Here is a 16675-nt window from a genome sequence, read left to right as displayed (position 1 = left end):
GGCATCCTTGGTCCATCAATCCGTGGAGGGCGATCTTGGCCCAGCACGGATGAGGCGTCCATGACCGGAACGGGCGGTTGCCAGCGCTCAACCCCGTTGTGGATCGCCATGCGTTCAAGGAAGTGTCATCGGATCAGGAGCGTCACATGGGACTCGCACTGCGCAGTATCGGTCTGCTCGCTCTTCTGTGCTGGCAGCTGCCCAGCGTCCACGCCCAGGCGCGGCGTTTCCCGCCGCCATGGCCGCCGATCCTGCAGGTGGCGGGTGCCGAAGTGCCGGTCCGGCTGACCGAGGCCCGTATCGACAGCCGTGTCATGGCGGGACTGGGCGAAACCACCATCGAGATGACGTTCCACAATCCCAATGCCCGGGTGCTGGAAGGGCAGCTGGCGTTCCCATTGGCCGCGGGCCAACAGGTGGCCGGGTTCGCACTGGATATCGGTGGTGAGCTGCGCGACGCGGTGCCGGTCCCCAAGGCGCAGGGCCGCCAAGTGTTCGAGGCGATCGAGCGTCGCCAGGTGGATCCGGGGCTTCTGGAGCAGACCGCCGGTAATCAGTTCCGGCTGCGGCTCTATCCCATCCCGGCGCGTGGTGAGCGTCGCGTGCGCCTGGTGCTGCGCGACAGCCTGCCGACCGTGCCGCAGGGCCTGCAGTGGTCACTGCCCGTGCTCTTCGCACGGCAGGCGGAGCAGGTGACGGTCCGGCTGGAGGCCAGCGGGACGGGCACGCCGGTCGCCGTGGGCGTCAATCCCCTCGGGTTCACGTTGAAGACCGGCGCCTATGCGGCGCAGTGGCAAGGGCGCGGCGCGGATCTGCCTGCACACCTGCAGTGGAACCTTCCGCTCGCGCGCAGCACGGACGTGGTCACTGGCCTGCATGAGGGGCAGCGCTATCTGCTGGCCAGTGTGCCGGTTCGGACCTCCACCGCTGCGCGTGTCCTGCCTCGGCGCATCGGCCTGCTCTGGGATGCATCGGGCTCGGCCGGTACACGCAACGGTGCGGCAGAACGCGCTGTGCTGGATCGCTACTTCCAGGCCCTCGGCACCGGCCAGGTCCAGTTGACCGTGCTGCGTGACCGCAGCGAAACGCCGCGGGAGTTCACCATCAACAAGGGCGACTGGTCAGCACTGCGCGAGTACCTGCGGGCGCTGCCCAACGATGGCGCCAGTGCACTGGGCGACTGGACGCCGAACCCTGCCATCGGCGAGTACCTGCTGGTCAGCGATGGCCTGGCCAACTACGGCAGTCAGACGCTGCCCACGCTGTCGCCCGATCAACGCCTGTATGCGCTGAGCAGCGCCGGTGCGAAGACCGACACACCGCGCCTGCGCGCCTGGTCCAGCGCCCATCATGGCCAGCTGCTGCAGGTGAGCAGCGAGGCGGAGGTGCCAGGCGTGATGCCGCTGCTGCTCCAGCAGCCGGTCGAGGTTGCCGAGGTGCTGGCACGTGGCGTGGAGGACGTGAACGTGGATGCCTCCAGCGCAACGCAGGGCTGGATCCGGGTCACCGGCCGCGTGCTGCGTCCCGATGCGACGGTGCTGCTGTCTCTTCGCGGTGGCGGCAGCGATCCGCAGCCGATCACCCTCAGCGTCGCGAACGCACGTGGGGTGGAAGGCGGCCTGGTCGCCCACGCATGGGCGAATGCCCGGTTGGCCGCACTGGCGGCGGACCCGGCCGGGGCGCAGGCATCCAAGGCGTTGTCGCAGCAGTTCGGAGTGGTGACCGCCGATACCTCGCTGCTGGTTCTTGAAACGCTGGAGGACTACCTGCGTTACGGTATCCGTCCGCCTGCACCCTTGCGTGCGGCCTACGACCAGCGCCATGCAGTGACGGTGGCGGACCTGGCAAGCGAGCGGAAACGCCGCCTGGATGGCATCGCCCGCCAGTTCGCCGAACGCGAGCAGTGGTGGAATACCCGCTGGCCCAAGGATGCGCCACCGCGGCCCAAGCCGGACGTGCACGCCGTCGCCGCGCCAGTCGCCATGGCGATGGCCGCGCCACCGCCGGCACCTGCGGCGCCGATGGCGCTGGACCGTGTCGAGCTGACCGCCTCGGCGGTTGCCGATCAGGCAGAGGCCACCACTGAACGTCGCGCCAAGTCGGCACCCAAGGCCAACAGCGGCCAGATCACCCTGACGCTGGCGCCGTGGGCACCGGATTCGGCCTATGCACGCCGCCTGCGCGATGCCAAGCCGGCGCAGCTGTATCCGCTGTATCTGCAGGAGCGCGAACAGCACGCCGGCAGCAGCGCCTTCTATCTGGACGTGGCCGATCTGCTGCTGGCCAGCGGACAGCGTGATCTCGCGCTGCGCGTGCTCTCCAACCTCGCCGAGATGGACCTGGAAAACCGCCACGTGCTGCGCGTACTCGGTTATCGCCTGATGCAGGCCAAGGCGCCGGCGCTGGCGGTGCCGGTGTTCCGCCAGGTGCTGGCGATGGGCGAGGAGGAGCCGCAGAGTTTCCGTGACCTGGGTCTGGCGCTCGAAGCGGCGGGGGAGTACCAGGCGGCGGTGGCATCGCTGTATGAAGTGGTGGTGCGTCCGTGGGATGGCCGCTTCGACGGCATCTCGCTGATCGCGCTGGATGAACTGACCCGGCTGATCGCCCGCGAGCGCGTCGACGCCTCGGCCATCGACCCGCGCCTGCGCCGTGCGATGGCGCTGGACCTGCGCGTGGTGCTGAGCTGGGACAGCGACAACAGCGACATGGACCTGTGGGTCACCGATCCCAATGGCGAGCGCGCGTATTACGGCAACCGGCTGACCTACCAGGGCGGGCAGATGTCACAGGACTTCACCGGCGGCTATGGCCCGGAGCAGTTCTCGTTGCGTGATGCCAAGCCGGGCACCTACAAGATCGAAGCGAACTACTTCGGGAGCCGCGAGCAATTGGTTACTGGCGCGACCACGTTGATGCTGCGCCTGAGCACCAAGTGGGGCAGCCGCGACCAGCGCGACCAGCAGGTCACGCTGCGGTTGAAGGACCGGGCGGAGACGGTGCTGGTCGGGGAGTTCGAGGTGAAGTAGCTGCTCAGCTCGTTTCCAGTGATCCCGCCGCTGCGCCACCGGCGGCGGGACACATCGGCGGCGACCGCTGCCGGCGCAGTCCGAACAGCGGGCGCAGCCAACCAACGCGCCGGATCAGTCCTTCGTGCAGCAGCAGGCAACCCGCTACCGTCCCGGCCACGACCAGCAGCGGCTCGCACCACGGCCCCAGGCGCAGCGGCTTGAGCCAGAACAGCAGCGCGATGATCAGGCTCTGGTGCAGGATGTACCAGGGATACACCGCCTCGGTGCAGTACGGCAGCCAGCGGAACGGGCGATCCAGATACACCTTGGCCCAGCCGAGCAGGGTCAGAAGTACGGCCCACAGGTACAGCGACTGGCTGGCCATCACCTGCAGCGTCCAGACGCTCTCCGGCCATTGCCGCAGCAGCGAATCGGCAGGCAACACCCGCCCCAGGATACGGATGCCGAAGTACCAGCCCGCCGCGATGATCGCCACCCACAGGGTGATCCGGCGCAGTTCAACCACGCGTGCCCAGAACGGCGTGGCGCGGCCAAACAGGTAGCCCGCCAGGAACACCGTGCCGTACTTGGCGTGCTGGTACCAGTCGCCGAACAGCAGGTTGGTCGAGGGAAACCGGGGATCGAGCCAGGCCACCCAGCCGAAGGAGAGCAGCGTGGGCAGCCCGATCAGGATCGGCGCGGGTGCCCGGGCATAGCGCTCCACCGCGCGGCGCACCGCAGCGGCATCCAGCACCGGCATCAGCAGCGCCAGCACCAGTGTGTACACCCACAGGTAGGCCAGGTACCACAGGTGGTTCCAGGTGATGCGCAGCTGCCACCCGGCAAAGCTGTCCTGTGGCCAGGCCGGCATCTGCCAGTAGCGCAGCAGGAAGGCGCCGAAGCCGGGCTCGATCTGTCCGTTGGTCAGTGCCTCGGCGTAGGGCTGGATCGGCACCACGACGAACATTCCGAACAGCAGCGGCAGCAGCAACCGCCACGTGCGCAGCACGGCAAAGCGCGCGATGTGCGCCTCGGGCCGCATCAGGGCGATGGCGATCCCGGAGAGCAGGAACAGCAACTGCATCCGCCAGCGGTTCACCAGCAGCATCGGCCACTGCAGCCACTCGGCGGTGTAGTCGCTCTTGAGATGGAAGCCCCAGCCATCCACGTAGGCCATGGCGGTGTGATAGAGGATGAGCAGGGCGAAGGCGAGCACGCGCAGGGCGTCGATGTCGTGGCGGCGTGGCATGGACGGGGCAGGCAGGAAAGGAGGCTGCACGGTGCGCAGTCGCCGCGCGGTCCGCCATGGCGAAGGGGCCTGCCGCCGGGGGCAAGTGACGAATGGCGGTCGCCAAGGGACGGGTGGGGCGCACTACCATGGCGGGATGAGTCAGGCTGACGACCCTTTGCGAATGGACGATTCAATGGCGAACGGACGTGCCGCGCGGTGGCGGCCGGGTGCGCGGATGCTGGTGTGGTCGGTGATCCTGCTGACCACGGCGGTGGCGAATGCGCTGGTGGAAGTGATGGATGCGGGTCGCCGTGGCGAAGATCTGGGCCTGTGGCAGCCGATGATCTGGGAGCTGAGCAGCGTCACGATGATCCTGCTGACGCTGCCGGTCCTGTGGTGGGGCTGCCAGCGCTGGCCGCTGCACGCCGATACCTGGAAGCGGCGGCTGCCGCTGTACCTGCTGGCCAGCGTGGCGTGGTCGCTGGTGCATGTCACCGGGATGATGGGGCTGCGCCATCTCGCCTATGCCGCGCTCGGCTACCACTACCAGGACGATGCCACCTGGCCGGTACGGCTGATGTACGAGTACCTCAAGGATGTCCGTGCCTTCTTCACCTTCGTGGCGATCGAGCACTTCTTCAGCTGGTTCGGGCGGCGCCGGCAGGGCGAGGCGCATCTGCTGGCCGCGCCGGACGATGCTCCGCCGGTGGACGCCGTGGAGCGTCCAGAACGGTTCCTGGTGCGCAAGCTGGGCCGCGACTTCCTGGTCGCCACCGGTGATATCGAGTACGCCCAGGCGGCCGGCAACTACGTCAACCTGCGGGTGCGCGGGCACGACTACCCGCTGCGCAGCACCATGGCGGCGCTGGAAGAACGATTGGATCCGGCGCTGTTCGTGCGTGCCCACCGCAGCTGGCTGGTGAACGTGCGGCACCTGGTCTCGATCGAGCCGCTGGATGGGGGCGAGGCCCTGCTGCACATGGACGATGGAGGACGGGTGCCGTGCAGTCGCCGGCAGCTGCCCTCGTTCCGGCAGGCGCTGGCCGTGCAGGCACCGGCCTGATCCTGCCGGGCTGACCGGCACCCTGGCGGAGCAGGGTGCCGGCAGGGAACTCAGCGCTTGCTGTCTTTCTTGATCATCGCGTCGATGCGCCCGGCGCGGGCTTCCGAGCCCGGGTGCGAGGACATCAGGCCGCCTTCGCTGGACAGCTTGCGGAACATGCTGGCCAGTGCGGCCGGGTCGTACTGGTGGCGCTTCATGAAGCGGTAGCCGTACTCGTCGGCGGCGCCTTCTTCCTTCTGCGAGAACTGCGCGTTGACGAAGCCTTCGGCCAAGGCGCCGAGCTGGCCCTGGGTCAGGGTGGCGACGTTGGCATTGCCCGAGGCGGCCAGCGTGTCGCGACCGGCCGAGGCCAGCAGCGCGGTACGCATCTTGGTCTTGGAGTGGCCCAGCTTCACGTGGCCGATCTCGTGGCCGATCACGCCGCGCACTTCGTCGTCCGAGGCCATGTCCATCAGGCCGGAGTACACGCGCACGCAGCCGTTGGCCATGGCCCAGGCGTTGACGTCTTCGGTCAGGTAGACCTTGAAGCTCAGGCTCATGCCGTCTTCATTGGCCAGGCCCTGGGTGATCTTGGCCAGACGCTGGGCGTACGGATTGTTGGCGGGGGCGACCTTGTTCTGCTGGTCCATGTAGACGCAGGCTTCGTCGGCGGCCTTGGCCACGTCCTGGTCGGACAGGGTGAGCGCCTGGCCGGCTTTCAGGCCGGTGCTGGTCAGCTGCTTGAGGTCCAGGGCCGAGGCGGTGGTGGAAGCGGTCAGGCAGGCGAGAGCCAGCAGCAGGGCGGAGGATGACGTCCTCATCGGGGTGGTGCTCCATGTAGTGCGTTGGGGGAACCGCAGGGCAGGGGGCCGCGCGGCGGGGCGGAAGTCTACCGCCTGGCCGGCCGCCCGTGTTCAGTGATGTCGTTTTCCCCCACCCCCACGCGACGCCCGGCGCCCCGGCCACCGCCGGAAAGCCCCGGATAGGTTATGATGGACAGTCTTTTCGCACGCATTAATCGCCGACATGATCGAGCTCAATCCTGTCCGCCAGCGCATCACCGATCTCACCGATCGCGTGCTCTCGCTCAGGGGGTATCTTTGACTACGACGCCAAGAAAGAGCGTCTGGAAGAAGTAACCCGGGAACTGGAAAACCCGGATATCTGGAACAACGCCGAGTACGCCCAGAACCTTGGCCGCGAACGCGCCAATCTGGAGAAGACCGTCGGCGGTATCGCCACGATCCTCGACGGCCTGGCCGAGTCGGGCGAACTGCTGGAACTGGCGGAAAGCGAACAGGACGAAGAAACCGCCCTGGCCGTGGTCAGCGACCTGGACAAGTACCAGAAGCACGTCGAACAGCTGGAATTCCAGCGCATGTTCTCCGGGCAGATGGATACCGCGGCGGCCTTCGTCGACATCCAGGCGGGTGCCGGCGGTACCGAAGCCCAGGACTGGGCCGAAATCCTGCTGCGCATGTACCTGCGCTGGTGCGAATCGCGCGGCTGGAAGACCGAGCTGATGGAAGTCTCCGGCGGCGACGTCGCGGGCATCAAGTCGGCTACGCTGCGCGTGGAAGGCGATTACGCGTATGGCTGGCTGAAGACCGAAACCGGCGTGCACCGCCTGGTGCGCAAGTCGCCGTTCGATTCGGACAACCGCCGCCACACCAGCTTCACCTCGGTGTTCGTGTCGCCGGAAGTCGATGACAACATCGAAATCGACATCAACCCGGCCGACCTGCGTACCGACGTTTACCGCTCCTCCGGCGCGGGTGGCCAGCACGTCAACAAGACCGAATCGGCGGTGCGTATCACGCACATCCCGACCAACACGGTCGTGGCCTGCCAGACCGGCCGCAGCCAGCACCAGAACCGCGACAACGCGATGAAGATGTTGGCCGCCAAGCTGTACGAGCTGGAAATCCAGAAGCGCAACGCCGAGCGCGACGCGGTGGAAGCCACCAAGTCCGACATCGGCTGGGGCAGCCAGATCCGCAACTACGTGCTCGACCAGAGCCGTATCAAGGACCTGCGCACCGGCATCGAACGCTCCGATACGCAGAAGGTGCTGGACGGCGATCTCGACGAATTCGTCGAAGCCAGCCTGAAGTCCGGCCTGGCCGTGGGTGCCAAACGCACCGACGCCTGACCGTCGGGGCCGCCACGCGCGGCCCCGATCCGTTGTGCCCGGGCCACGCCCGGTTTCGCAATCCGCCCCGACCATCGGCATGATGGCGGGGACCGTACCTCCCCCCGACATACATAGACCCACGCCATGAACGATCAGACCGCCGCGCCGCAGCCCCCCGTCGACGAGAACAGCCTCATCGCCGAGCGCCGCGCGAAACTGACCGCCCTGCGCGGGCAGGGCATCGCTTACCCGAACGATTTCCGCCGCGAGCACTTCGCCGGCACCCTGCAGGCCGAGTTCGCCGACGCCGAACAGTGGACCGCCGAAGCGCTGGAAGCCAGTGACCGCCAGGTCAAAATGGCCGGCCGCCTGATGGCCAAGCGCGTGATGGGCAAGGCCAGCTTCGCCCAGATCCAGGACGAGTCCGGCCGCATCCAGCTGTTCCTGCAGGGCAGCACCCTGGGCGATGCCTATACCGCCTTCAAGGGCTGGGACGTGGGCGACATCATCGCCGTCGAGGGCGGGCTGACCCGGACCAAGACCGGCGAGCTGTCGGTCAAGGCCACCAGCCTGCGCCTGCTGACCAAGTCGCTGCGCCCGCTGCCGGACAAGTGGCACGGCCTGGCCGACGTGGAGCAGCGCTACCGCCAGCGCTATGTCGACCTGATCGTGACCCCGGAGTCGCGAGAGGTGTTCATCAAGCGCTCGCGGATCATCCGCGCCATGCGCGCCTGGCTGGACAACCGCGACTTCCTGGAAGTCGAAACGCCGATGATGCATTACATCCCGGGCGGCGCCACGGCCAAGCCGTTCACCACCCACCACAACGCGCTGGACCTGGACCTGTACCTGCGCGTGGCCCCGGAGCTGTACCTCAAGCGCCTGGTCGTGGGTGGGCTGGAGCGCGTGTACGAGATCAACCGCAACTTCCGCAATGAAGGCGTCAGCACCCGCCACAATCCGGAATTCACCATGATGGAGCTGTACGAGGCCTACGCCACGTACACCGAAGTGATGGACCTGACCGAAGGCGTGATCCGTGACGTGGCCAGCAAGGTGCTGGGCACCACCACGGTGGAGTGGGATGGCGCCACCATCGACCTGGCCCCGGCGTTCCGCCGCTGGCGCATGGACGAGGCGGTGCGCCACCACAACCCGGAGATCAGCGCGGCCGACTGCACCGACCGCGATGCGCTGGTCGCCCATTGCGAGCGCCTGAAGATCCGCATCAAGCCGTCCTACGGCTGGGGCAAGCTGCTGCTGGAGATCTTCGAGGCCACCGTCGAGCACACCCTGATCCAGCCGACCTTCATTACCGACCACCCGGTGGAAGTCTCGCCGCTGGCCCGTGCCAACGATGACCAGCCGGGCTATACCGACCGCTTCGAGCTGTTCATCAACGGCAAGGAGCTGGCCAACGGCTTCTCCGAGCTGAACGACCCGGAAGACCAGGCGGCCCGGTTCCAGGCCCAGGTCACGGCGAAGGAAGGCGGCGACGACGAGGCCATGCACTACGACGCTGATTACATCCGCGCGCTGGAATACGGCATGGCCCCGACCGGCGGCCTGGGCATCGGCATCGACCGTCTGGTGATGCTGCTGACCGGCAGCAGCTCGATCCGTGACGTGCTGCTGTTCCCGTATATGCGTCCCGAAAACTGAGACCTGCGTCCGGGCGTGCTTGGGGCACGTCCGGATGGGGGTTCCGCTCCCGTGGCCGCGCGAGTATGGTTTCTGCGTGGCCTTAACAGGCGCTATGGCGTGATGGCCACAGACCATGACGGGTCGCAGGGGGATGCCCACATCGGCATCACACTGTGACGACGATCATGAACTGGGGTGTTCATGACGGGAGGCGGACCCATGCAAGGTGCCAGTGTGCTGAGCGGCGGAGTATCCTCTCCGCAGCATGTTCCAGTGTGGTCAAGGAAGAAGGCAGAAGCAGCCTTGAATATTGTCATCGTTGACGACCAGACGTCCGCGCGAACCATGCTGCGCCATGTCATCGAGGACATCGCGCCGGAACTGTCCGTGCACGACTTCGGCGATCCACTGACGGCGCTGGCCTGGTGCGAGTCGCACGCGGTGGACCTGCTGCTGCTGGATTACCGCATGCCGGAGATGGACGGGCTGGAGTTCGCCCGCCGCTTCCGTCGCCTGCCCAAGCACCGCGACATCCCCGTGATCCTGATCACCGTGGTCGGCGACGAGCCGATCCGCCAGGCCGCGCTGGAAGCGGGGGTGATCGATTTCCTGGTCAAGCCGATCCGCCCGCGCGAACTGCGCGCGCGCTGCTACAACCTGTTGCAGCTGCGCCAGCAGTCGGAGAACGTCAAGCAGCGTGCGCTGTCGCTGGAGCAGCGGCTGCTGGCCAGCATGCACGAGGTCGAGGAACGCGAGCGCGAGACGCTGTCGCGGCTGGCACGGGCGATCGAGTTCCGTGATGCCGGCACCAGCGCCTACCTCGAGCGCATGGCGCATGTCGCCGGCCTGATCGCCGAGCAGCTCGGGCTGCCGGAGGAGGAGGTCAAGCTGATCGAGATGGCCGCGCCCCTGCACGACATGGGCAAGATCGCCATTCCCGATGCCGTGCTGCTCAAGCAGGGCAAGTTGAACGACGAGGAGCAGGCGATCATGCGCCGGCACCCGCGGATCGGCTATGAACTGCTGAGCGGCAGCCAGAACCGTTTCATCCAGGTCGGTGCGCTGATCGCGCTGCGCCATCACGAACGTTACGACGGCTGCGGCTACCCCGATGGCCTGGTCGGCGATGCCATTCCGCTGGAAGCGCGGATCGTGGCGGTGGCCGACGTGTTCGATGCCCTGATCTCACCCCGTCCGTACAAGGAAGCATGGACCATGGAAGCCACGCTGGCTTATCTGTACGCCCAGCGTGGTCGGTTGTTTGATCCGCGCTGCGTCGATGCCCTGCTGCGCGGCCGCCTCCAGCTTGACGAGATCTGCGCACAGCACTCCACTGCGTCATCCCGCCCGGGGATGTGATATGCGTCGTCTGTACCCGCGCCTGAAGCAACGTCTGGCGCAGCGCCCGGACACCGAGCACGGTCAGGCGATCGTGCGCATCATGCTGATCACCCTGATCCTGCTGTATGTCCTGATGCCAGGGCCGCGCCACGATCTGCCGCCGGAGCAGTACCACGGCGTGCTGGCCATCGTGCTGACCGGCCTGACGCTGTCGCTGGGGCTGTTCGGCTGGCTGCTGTGGCGGCCGGGGCGCTCGGATCCGCGCCGCGTGGCCGGCATGCTCGCCGACTACGGTCTCATTGCCGCCGGCATGGTGCAGATGGGCGAGCCGCTGGCCTGGGTCTACATCGTGGTGATGTGGGTGACCGTCGGCAACGGCATGCGCTACGGCAACAACTATCTGTACGTGGCCGTGGCGATGGCCATGGTCAGCTTCGGCAGCACCGCGCTGCTCACGCCGTACTGGGAGCAGAATGCCCGGCTGGCGTTCGGCCTGTGGCTGGGCCTGGCGGCGGTGCCGCTGTATTTCTCCACGCTGCTGCGCCAGTTGACCCGGGCGATGGCCGAGGCCCGTCGTGCGAGCGAGGCCAAGAGCCGCTTCCTGGCCAACATGAGCCATGAGTTCCGCACCCCTCTCAACGGTCTGTCGGGCATGACCGAGCTGCTGGCCACGACCAAGCTCGACGACGAGCAGCGTGAGTGCGTCAACACCATCCAGGCGTCCTCGCGCAGCCTGTTGGCGCTGGTCGAAGAAGTGCTCGACATCTCCGCGATCGAAGCCGGCAAGCTGCGCGTCAACGCCGAGGATTTCGCGCTGGCCGATGTGATCCAGGCGATCGGGCTGATCCTGCTGCCGCAGGCCAAGGCCAAGCGGTTGGACTACCGGGTCAAGGTCGCCGATACCGTGCCGCCGCTGTTGCGCGGCGATCTCGGTCACCTGCGCCAGATCCTGCTCAACATCGCCGGCAACGCGGTCAAGTTCACCGACCACGGCCGGGTCGAGATCCGCGTCGCGGTGCTGCATGCCGAATCCAACGGCGGGGTGCGCCTGCGCTTCGACATCCTCGATACCGGTATCGGCGTCGCGCCGGAGATGCGACCGCGACTGTTCGAGGCATTCGAGCAGGCCGACGTCAGCATGGCGCGCCGCCACGAAGGCACCGGCCTGGGCACGACCATCGCCAAGGGCCTGGTCGAGGCGATGGGCGGTGACATCGGCTACGAAGAGAATCCGCCGCAGGGCAGCCATTTCTGGTTCGAGCTGCCGTTCGCGCCGCCGCGCGTGCCGCTGGGCACGGTCACCCCGGCCCTGGTCGGCGACGGGCTGCCGGACCGCAATGGCAATGTCATCGCCTTCGCCGATCCCTTCCTGCGTCATCGCGCGCGCGTGCGCAGCATGCACATCCTGGTCGCCGATGATCACGAGGCCAACCGGATGGTGCTGCAGCGGCTGCTGCAGAAGGCCGGCCACAAGGTGCTGTGCGTCAACGGCGGCGAAGCGGTGCTGGATGCGATGGCCGAGAGCGATTTCGATGCGGCGATCGTCGATCTGCACATGCCCGGCATGAGCGGCCTGGACATGCTCAAGGAGCTGCGCGTGATGCAGGCCGGCGGCGGTCCGCGCACGCCGGTGCTGGTGCTCAGCGCCGATGTCACCCCCGAAGCGATCCAGCGCTGCACCCAGGCCGGCGCGCACACCTTCCTGGCCAAGCCCGTGGTCGCGGTGCGGCTGCTGGACGTGCTGGCCGACATCGCCTCCAATGGCCAGCTCAAGGCCAGTGCGCCGATCGTGCGCACTGCCACCGTGCTCGATGGCGTACTGGATCCGGGCGTGCTCGACGAGCTGGCCTCGCTCGGCATGGGCGATGGCTTCGAACGCGAGTTCATCCGCCAATGCCTGGCCGATGCCGAGCAGTGCGTCGGCGTGGCACTGGCCGATGGCGAGCGCAGCGACTGGGTGCATTTCCGTGAGCAGGCGCATGCGATCAAGGGCGTGGCCAGCAATCTCGGCCTGGTCCGCGTCGCCAATCGTGCCGGCGACCTGATGCGCATGGCCGACTGGCAGCTCAAGAGTGAATGGCGGCAGCGCGTGACCCTGCTGCAGGCGGGGATCAAGGAAGGCCGGCAGGCACTGGATGCGCGTGCGCAGCGCCGGACCCAGGGCCAGGCGGACGACGGCGGCGACATGCGCTGAAAAAAAGCCCGGCGGCCGCCGGGCTTGAACAACACAGGGGAGGGGGTGACTCAGGCGACGTCGAGGGTGGCGCGGCGGGTCTGGGCCTTGATCAGGCGATCCATGGTGCGCAGCGACTTGTCGCCCAGCGCGAGCGCGGAGTCCACCCACACCTTGGTGATTTCCAGAAGCTCGTCATAACGCACGGCCTGGGCCAGGTTGCGTGCGGCATTCATCGCCAGGTAGGAATGCGGAATGCGCTGGTGCTGGCGGATCAGGTCTTCGACCGCCTTGACGCCCTGGCCCTTCGGCACCAGCACGTCGACCACGCCCATCGCATGCATCTCCTCGGCGGAATACACCCGGCCGTCGAGGATGATCTTCTCGGCCAGCTGCGGGGCAACGCGCTTGCACAGGAACGAGTAGGCCCCCATGCCCGGGAACAGCCCGAACAGCACTTCCGGCAGGCCCATGCCGCAGCCTTCCTCGGCCACGATGGTGTGGCAGGCCAGCGCCATCTCCAGGCCGCCGCCCAGCGCGTCGCCCTGGATCAGCGCGATCGAACGCACGTCGCCACCGAAGCCGGTGTGCAGGTGGTGGACGCCTTCCACGCAGCGCTGCGCATAGGTCAGCAGGCGGTCGCGGTTGCCTTCGCGGATCAGGCGGGTGAACAGGTCCAGGTCACCGCCCAGGTTGTACGCGTTCGCATCGGAGGCGAGCACGAAATGGCGCAGCTTGCCGCTGTTGCGCTCGGCCGGGGTACGGGTGATGGCGCTCATGAAATTCCACATTTCATCGAGCATGTCCTTGCGGCAGCACGGGCGGATGCCACTGCCGGCATCGGCATGCATGTACAGCCAATGGGCGTCGTCGTTCCCCGTGGTCTCGGTGCGGATGGTGGCGTAGCGGCGGTTGACGGGCAGCTTTTCAATGGTGCTCATGGCGATTTCCTCGGAGGCTGGCCCGCTGGGAGGACGGTGGGCGGCGGGCCTGACGGGTCCACACGCCGCGATCCTACACCCCCGGCATCTCAGGCAATGCAAAAGGCCCCCGCCGTTGCCGGAAGGGGCCCTGTGAAGATGCCGCCGTTGGGGAACCGTTACGGCGCGGGCGTATCGCGCAGTTCGCGGCGCAGGATCTTGCCCACGTTGGTCTTCGGCAGCTCCTTGCGGAACTCCACGATCCGCGGGTGCTTGTAGCCGGTCAGGTTGGCACGCGCGTGCTCCTTGACCATCTCGGCGGTGAGGTTGGGGTCCTTCTTGACGATGACCACCTTGACCACTTCGCCGGACTTTTCATCGGGCACGCCGACCGCCGCGACCTCGAGCACGCCGGGCATCATCGCGATGACGTCTTCGACCTCATTGGGGTACACGTTGAAGCCGGACACCAGGATCATGTCCTTCTTGCGGTCCACGATGAAGAAGAAGCCCTGTTCGTCCATCCGCGCCATGTCGCCGGTGTGCAGCCAGCCCTCGGCATCGACCGCCTGGGCGGTGTCCTCCGGGCGCTGCCAGTAGCCCTTCATGACCTGCGGGCCCTTGATGCACAGCTCGCCGACTTCCCCGACGGCCAGGGTCTTGCCGGCGTCATCCTTCACGCAGGCATCGGTGGACGGAATCGGCAGGCCGATGGCGCCGTTGTACTCGGCCAGGTCGAGCGGGTTGATGCAGGCGGCCGGCGAAGTCTCGGTCAGGCCGTAGGCCTCGACGAGGGTGACGCCGGTGACCTTCTTCCAGCGCTCGGCGACGGCGCGCTGCACCGCCATGCCGCCACCCAGGGTGACCTTCAGCGAGGAGAAATCGATCTCGTCGAAGCCGGGGGTGTTGAGCAGGCCGTTGAACAGCGTGTTGACGCCGGTGATCGCGGTGAAGCGGGTCGCCTTGAGCTCCTTGACGAAGCCCTTCATGTCGCGCGGGTTGGTGATCAGGTAGTTGCAGCCACCGAACTTCATGAAGACCAGGCCGTTCGCCGTCAACGCGAAGATGTGGTACAGCGGCAGGGCGGTGATGATCACCTCCTTGCCCATCTCGATCCCCGAGGCGGAGATCCAGGCCGAGGCCTGCTGCATGTTGGCCACCAGGTTGCGGTTGGTCAGCATCGCGCCCTTGGCCACGCCCGTGGTGCCGCCGGTGTACTGCAGGAAGGCGACGTCGTCGTGGTCGATCTCGACCTTGGGCAGGGTGTGGCGGCTGCCCAGCTTGAGTGCCTGGTTGAAGCGGATCGCGCCACGCAGGCTGTAGTTGGGCACCATCTTCTTGATGTACTTCAGCACGAAGTTCACCACGATGCCCTTGGCGCCGAGCATGTCGCCCAGGCCGGTGGTCACCACCTGCTTGATCGGCGTATCGGCGATGACCTGCTGCACGGTATCGCAGAAGTTGTCGACCACCACCAGCACGGCCGCGCCGGAATCCACCAGCTGGTGCTTGAGCTCGCGGGCGGTGTACAGCGGATTGACGTTGACCACGGTCAGGCCGGCACGCAGCACGCCGAAGGTGGCGATCGGGTACTGCAGGCAGTTGGGCATCATCAGGGCGACGCGGTCGCCCTTCTTGAGCTGCAGCTCACCGAGCAGGTAGGCGGCGAACTGTTCAACCAGCGCGTCCGTTTCCCCGTAGGTGAGGACCTTGCCGAAACTGGAGTAGGCGGGGCGGTCGCGGAACTTGGCCACCGAGGTGTCGAAGACGGCCGAAACCGAATGGAACTCGTTGACGTCGATCTCGGCGGGTACGCCTTTGGGATAACTCTGCAGCCAGGGTCGTTCCAGACTCATATTCCCCCTCCAGGAAACGTGGATGATGTGATGCGATGACGGAGAGTATCCGTCGTTTCATGCCTCGGCAGCATACCGTCCCGAATGGAAAACGCGAAGGGTCGGTGAAGAAAGGCGGACGCGTGGCTTCGGGGCAGGGTGGCGCCGACGGTAAATGACGTTTGCAGCCGCATGCGCGCGCTCATCGCGGCGGCTCGCCAGCGCAGGTGTCGTGGCACTGCAGTGCAGCTTCCAGCACCGGCACGGCCCAGTCGGGTGTCTGCCGCAGTTGAGCGGCGTCATCGGCCGCGGGCCAGGTCAAACGGCCGCCGTCCATCTGCAGCACAAGCTGCGGGTCGGCAACCGGCTGGCCAGGACCGACCTCTACACTGTTGTCGTACACCTGCAGCTGTGCCAGTGCTGGCAACAGGGTGATCAGGTTCTGCAGCGCCAACGGATAGCGGCGGTGGATGTCCGCATCGCTGATGGCGTGGCCACCGGCCGCGACGCGTGCGCGCACCCGTGCGATGTGCTGCTCGGGAGAGGCCAGACCGCAGTACCAGACCAGTACGTCATGCGTGGCGCATGCCTCGGCCAGGGTCGCGGCGATGGATTGTCCGCCCAGGGTGGTTTCGAAGGCGTGGCTGCGGTGTTCGGCGATCGCGGCCTGCAGTCGGCCGAAGCCTTCCTTCCACGCCTGGCCATTGGCCTCGCGCTGGCTAATGCCCAGCTCGCGGCAGAGCTGCCCGGCCCAGTCGTCCGGATTGAACCAGTCCAGTCCCGCCTCGCGCAGCAGATGACCGCCGATAGAGCTTTTGCCCGCACCATTGACCCCTGCCAGCACGAGCAGGAAAGGCCGCGCCGCCATCAGTACCCGCTGCCCGCGACCACCTTGCCCTTGAGCCGTGCCGGTTTACGCAGCAGCGTTCGGGCCTTGTTGCCCGCTGCGGCACTGTCCAGCACGGCAAGGCGATCATCGAAGCGCTGCCGCAGGTGCTGGAGGGCCGGGGTCTGCTCGCGCAGGGAGGCAAGATCACGCTGCAGCGATACCACTTCGGCCTGCATGGCCTGGTATTGCTCGGCGGAGAGGATGACGGCCTGGGGCTCGTTGTGATTGGTCACCAGCACGGCCTGCTGTTCGCGGACGTCCTGCATGACCTTGCGCCAGTGCTCCTTCACCGTCGAGGCGGTGGTACGGGTCAGCTCGGTGATCGGGTCGAACTTGAGCGCATGCAGCATGGCGGCGGTTCCCTGGCGGATGCGGCCAGCTTAGCCCAGTGCGTACGAAATGGGCTAATTATGTGATTTATGAAATTTATGAAAATGAAGGGGCGGCGGCCGGGACGC

Annotated in this window: 12 protein-coding genes; 6 read left to right on the top strand and 6 right to left on the bottom strand. The window is 66.9% G+C overall.

The features are described 5' to 3' along the window. Positions 1-146: 146 nt before the first annotated feature. Positions 147-3026 (top strand): VIT domain-containing protein, encoded by a 2880-nt coding sequence (locus ABE434_RS15170; protein ID WP_346479410.1) that lies wholly within the window; start codon positions 147-149, stop codon positions 3024-3026. Positions 3027-3030: 4 nt separating this feature from the next. Here the strand turns inward: ABE434_RS15170 and ABE434_RS15165 are convergent, their stop codons facing one another. Continuing rightward, complete coding sequence (locus ABE434_RS15165; RefSeq protein ID WP_346479409.1) at positions 3031-4257, bottom strand: acyltransferase; 1227 nt, start codon at positions 4255-4257, stop codon at positions 3031-3033. Between the two features lie 175 nt (positions 4258-4432). Between ABE434_RS15165 and ABE434_RS15160 the strand changes: the two genes are divergently transcribed. Continuing rightward, positions 4433-5302: a LytTR family DNA-binding domain-containing protein gene (locus ABE434_RS15160; RefSeq protein WP_346479408.1), complete on the top strand. Its 870-nt coding sequence runs from the start codon at positions 4433-4435 to the stop codon at positions 5300-5302. A gap of 50 nt (positions 5303-5352) precedes the next feature. On the opposite strand, the gene ABE434_RS15155 is transcribed toward ABE434_RS15160, so the two are convergent. Continuing rightward, a complete protein-coding gene (locus ABE434_RS15155) occupies positions 5353-6102 on the bottom strand; it encodes a M48 family metallopeptidase (protein WP_346479407.1) in 750 nt (249 codons plus the stop codon). 205 nt (positions 6103-6307) lie between these two features. Between ABE434_RS15155 and prfB the strand changes: the two genes are divergently transcribed. The 4 genes from prfB to ABE434_RS15135 all read left to right on the top strand — a co-directional run bounded on the left by prfB (position 6308) and on the right by ABE434_RS15135 (position 12594). Then, positions 6308-7433 (top strand): peptide chain release factor 2 gene (prfB, locus tag ABE434_RS15150; protein ID WP_121036696.1). Its coding sequence is split into 2 segments (ribosomal slippage): positions 6308-6382 and positions 6384-7433, totalling 1125 coding nucleotides; the frame shifts between segments, so codons are not numbered across the junction. 126 nt (positions 7434-7559) lie between these two features. Next, positions 7560-9077, top strand: a complete 1518-nt coding sequence (gene lysS / locus ABE434_RS15145; RefSeq protein WP_176989075.1) for a lysine--tRNA ligase — start codon at positions 7560-7562, stop codon at positions 9075-9077. Positions 9078-9278: 201 nt separating this feature from the next. Beyond that, positions 9279-10418, top strand: a complete 1140-nt coding sequence (locus ABE434_RS15140) for a two-component system response regulator (RefSeq protein ID WP_346479406.1) — start codon at positions 9279-9281, stop codon at positions 10416-10418. A 1-nt stretch (position 10419) separates the two neighbouring features. Then, on the top strand, positions 10420-12594 hold the full coding sequence (locus tag ABE434_RS15135; RefSeq protein ID WP_346479405.1) for an ATP-binding protein: 2175 nt from the start codon (positions 10420-10422) through the stop codon (positions 12592-12594). Positions 12595-12644: 50 nt separating this feature from the next. Here the strand turns inward: ABE434_RS15135 and ABE434_RS15130 are convergent, their stop codons facing one another. The 4 genes from ABE434_RS15130 to ABE434_RS15115 all read right to left on the bottom strand — a co-directional run bounded on the left by ABE434_RS15130 (position 12645) and on the right by ABE434_RS15115 (position 16567). Continuing rightward, the gene (locus ABE434_RS15130) at positions 12645-13514 is read right to left on the bottom strand and encodes a crotonase/enoyl-CoA hydratase family protein (RefSeq protein ID WP_346479404.1); all 870 of its coding nucleotides are present in this window, start codon (positions 13512-13514) and stop codon (positions 12645-12647) included. Between the two features lie 158 nt (positions 13515-13672). Then, positions 13673-15349 carry a long-chain fatty acid--CoA ligase gene (locus tag ABE434_RS15125; protein ID WP_346479403.1) on the bottom strand — a complete coding sequence of 559 codons (1677 nt, stop codon included), beginning with the start codon at positions 15347-15349 and terminating at the stop codon, positions 13673-13675. Positions 15350-15530: 181 nt separating this feature from the next. Next, complete coding sequence (locus tag ABE434_RS15120; protein ID WP_346479402.1) at positions 15531-16196, bottom strand: AAA family ATPase; 666 nt, start codon at positions 16194-16196, stop codon at positions 15531-15533. Next, positions 16196-16567: a type II toxin-antitoxin system prevent-host-death family antitoxin gene (locus ABE434_RS15115; RefSeq protein ID WP_176989069.1), complete on the bottom strand. Its 372-nt coding sequence runs from the start codon at positions 16565-16567 to the stop codon at positions 16196-16198. Before ABE434_RS15115 ends, ABE434_RS15120 begins: the two co-directional genes overlap by 1 nt. Positions 16568-16675: the final 108 nt, after the last annotated feature.

Origin of the sequence: Stenotrophomonas sp. TWI1183 (genome assembly GCF_039673115.1) — a bacterium.
GTDB lineage: Bacteria > Pseudomonadota > Gammaproteobacteria > Xanthomonadales > Xanthomonadaceae > Stenotrophomonas > Stenotrophomonas maltophilia_AA.
This window is presented reverse-complemented; position numbering and strand designations above follow the sequence as displayed.

Coding starts and splice junctions, on each gene's coding strand:
- ABE434_RS15165 (WP_346479409.1), bottom strand. CDS start 4,257: ATGCCACGCCGCCACGACATCGACGCCCTGCGCGTGCTCGCCTTCGCC.
- ABE434_RS15160 (WP_346479408.1), top strand. CDS start 4,433: ATGGCGAACGGACGTGCCGCGCGGTGGCGGCCGGGTGCGCGGATGCTG.
- ABE434_RS15125 (WP_346479403.1), bottom strand. CDS start 15,349: ATGAGTCTGGAACGACCCTGGCTGCAGAGTTATCCCAAAGGCGTACCC.
- ABE434_RS15140 (WP_346479406.1), top strand. CDS start 9,279: ATGCAAGGTGCCAGTGTGCTGAGCGGCGGAGTATCCTCTCCGCAGCAT.
- ABE434_RS15130 (WP_346479404.1), bottom strand. CDS start 13,514: ATGAGCACCATTGAAAAGCTGCCCGTCAACCGCCGCTACGCCACCATC.
- ABE434_RS15120 (WP_346479402.1), bottom strand. CDS start 16,196: ATGGCGGCGCGGCCTTTCCTGCTCGTGCTGGCAGGGGTCAATGGTGCG.
- ABE434_RS15170 (WP_346479410.1), top strand. CDS start 147: ATGGGACTCGCACTGCGCAGTATCGGTCTGCTCGCTCTTCTGTGCTGG.
- ABE434_RS15115 (WP_176989069.1), bottom strand. CDS start 16,567: ATGCTGCATGCGCTCAAGTTCGACCCGATCACCGAGCTGACCCGTACC.
- ABE434_RS15155 (WP_346479407.1), bottom strand. CDS start 6,102: ATGAGGACGTCATCCTCCGCCCTGCTGCTGGCTCTCGCCTGCCTGACC.
- lysS (WP_176989075.1), top strand. CDS start 7,560: ATGAACGATCAGACCGCCGCGCCGCAGCCCCCCGTCGACGAGAACAGC.
- ABE434_RS15135 (WP_346479405.1), top strand. CDS start 10,420: ATGCGTCGTCTGTACCCGCGCCTGAAGCAACGTCTGGCGCAGCGCCCG.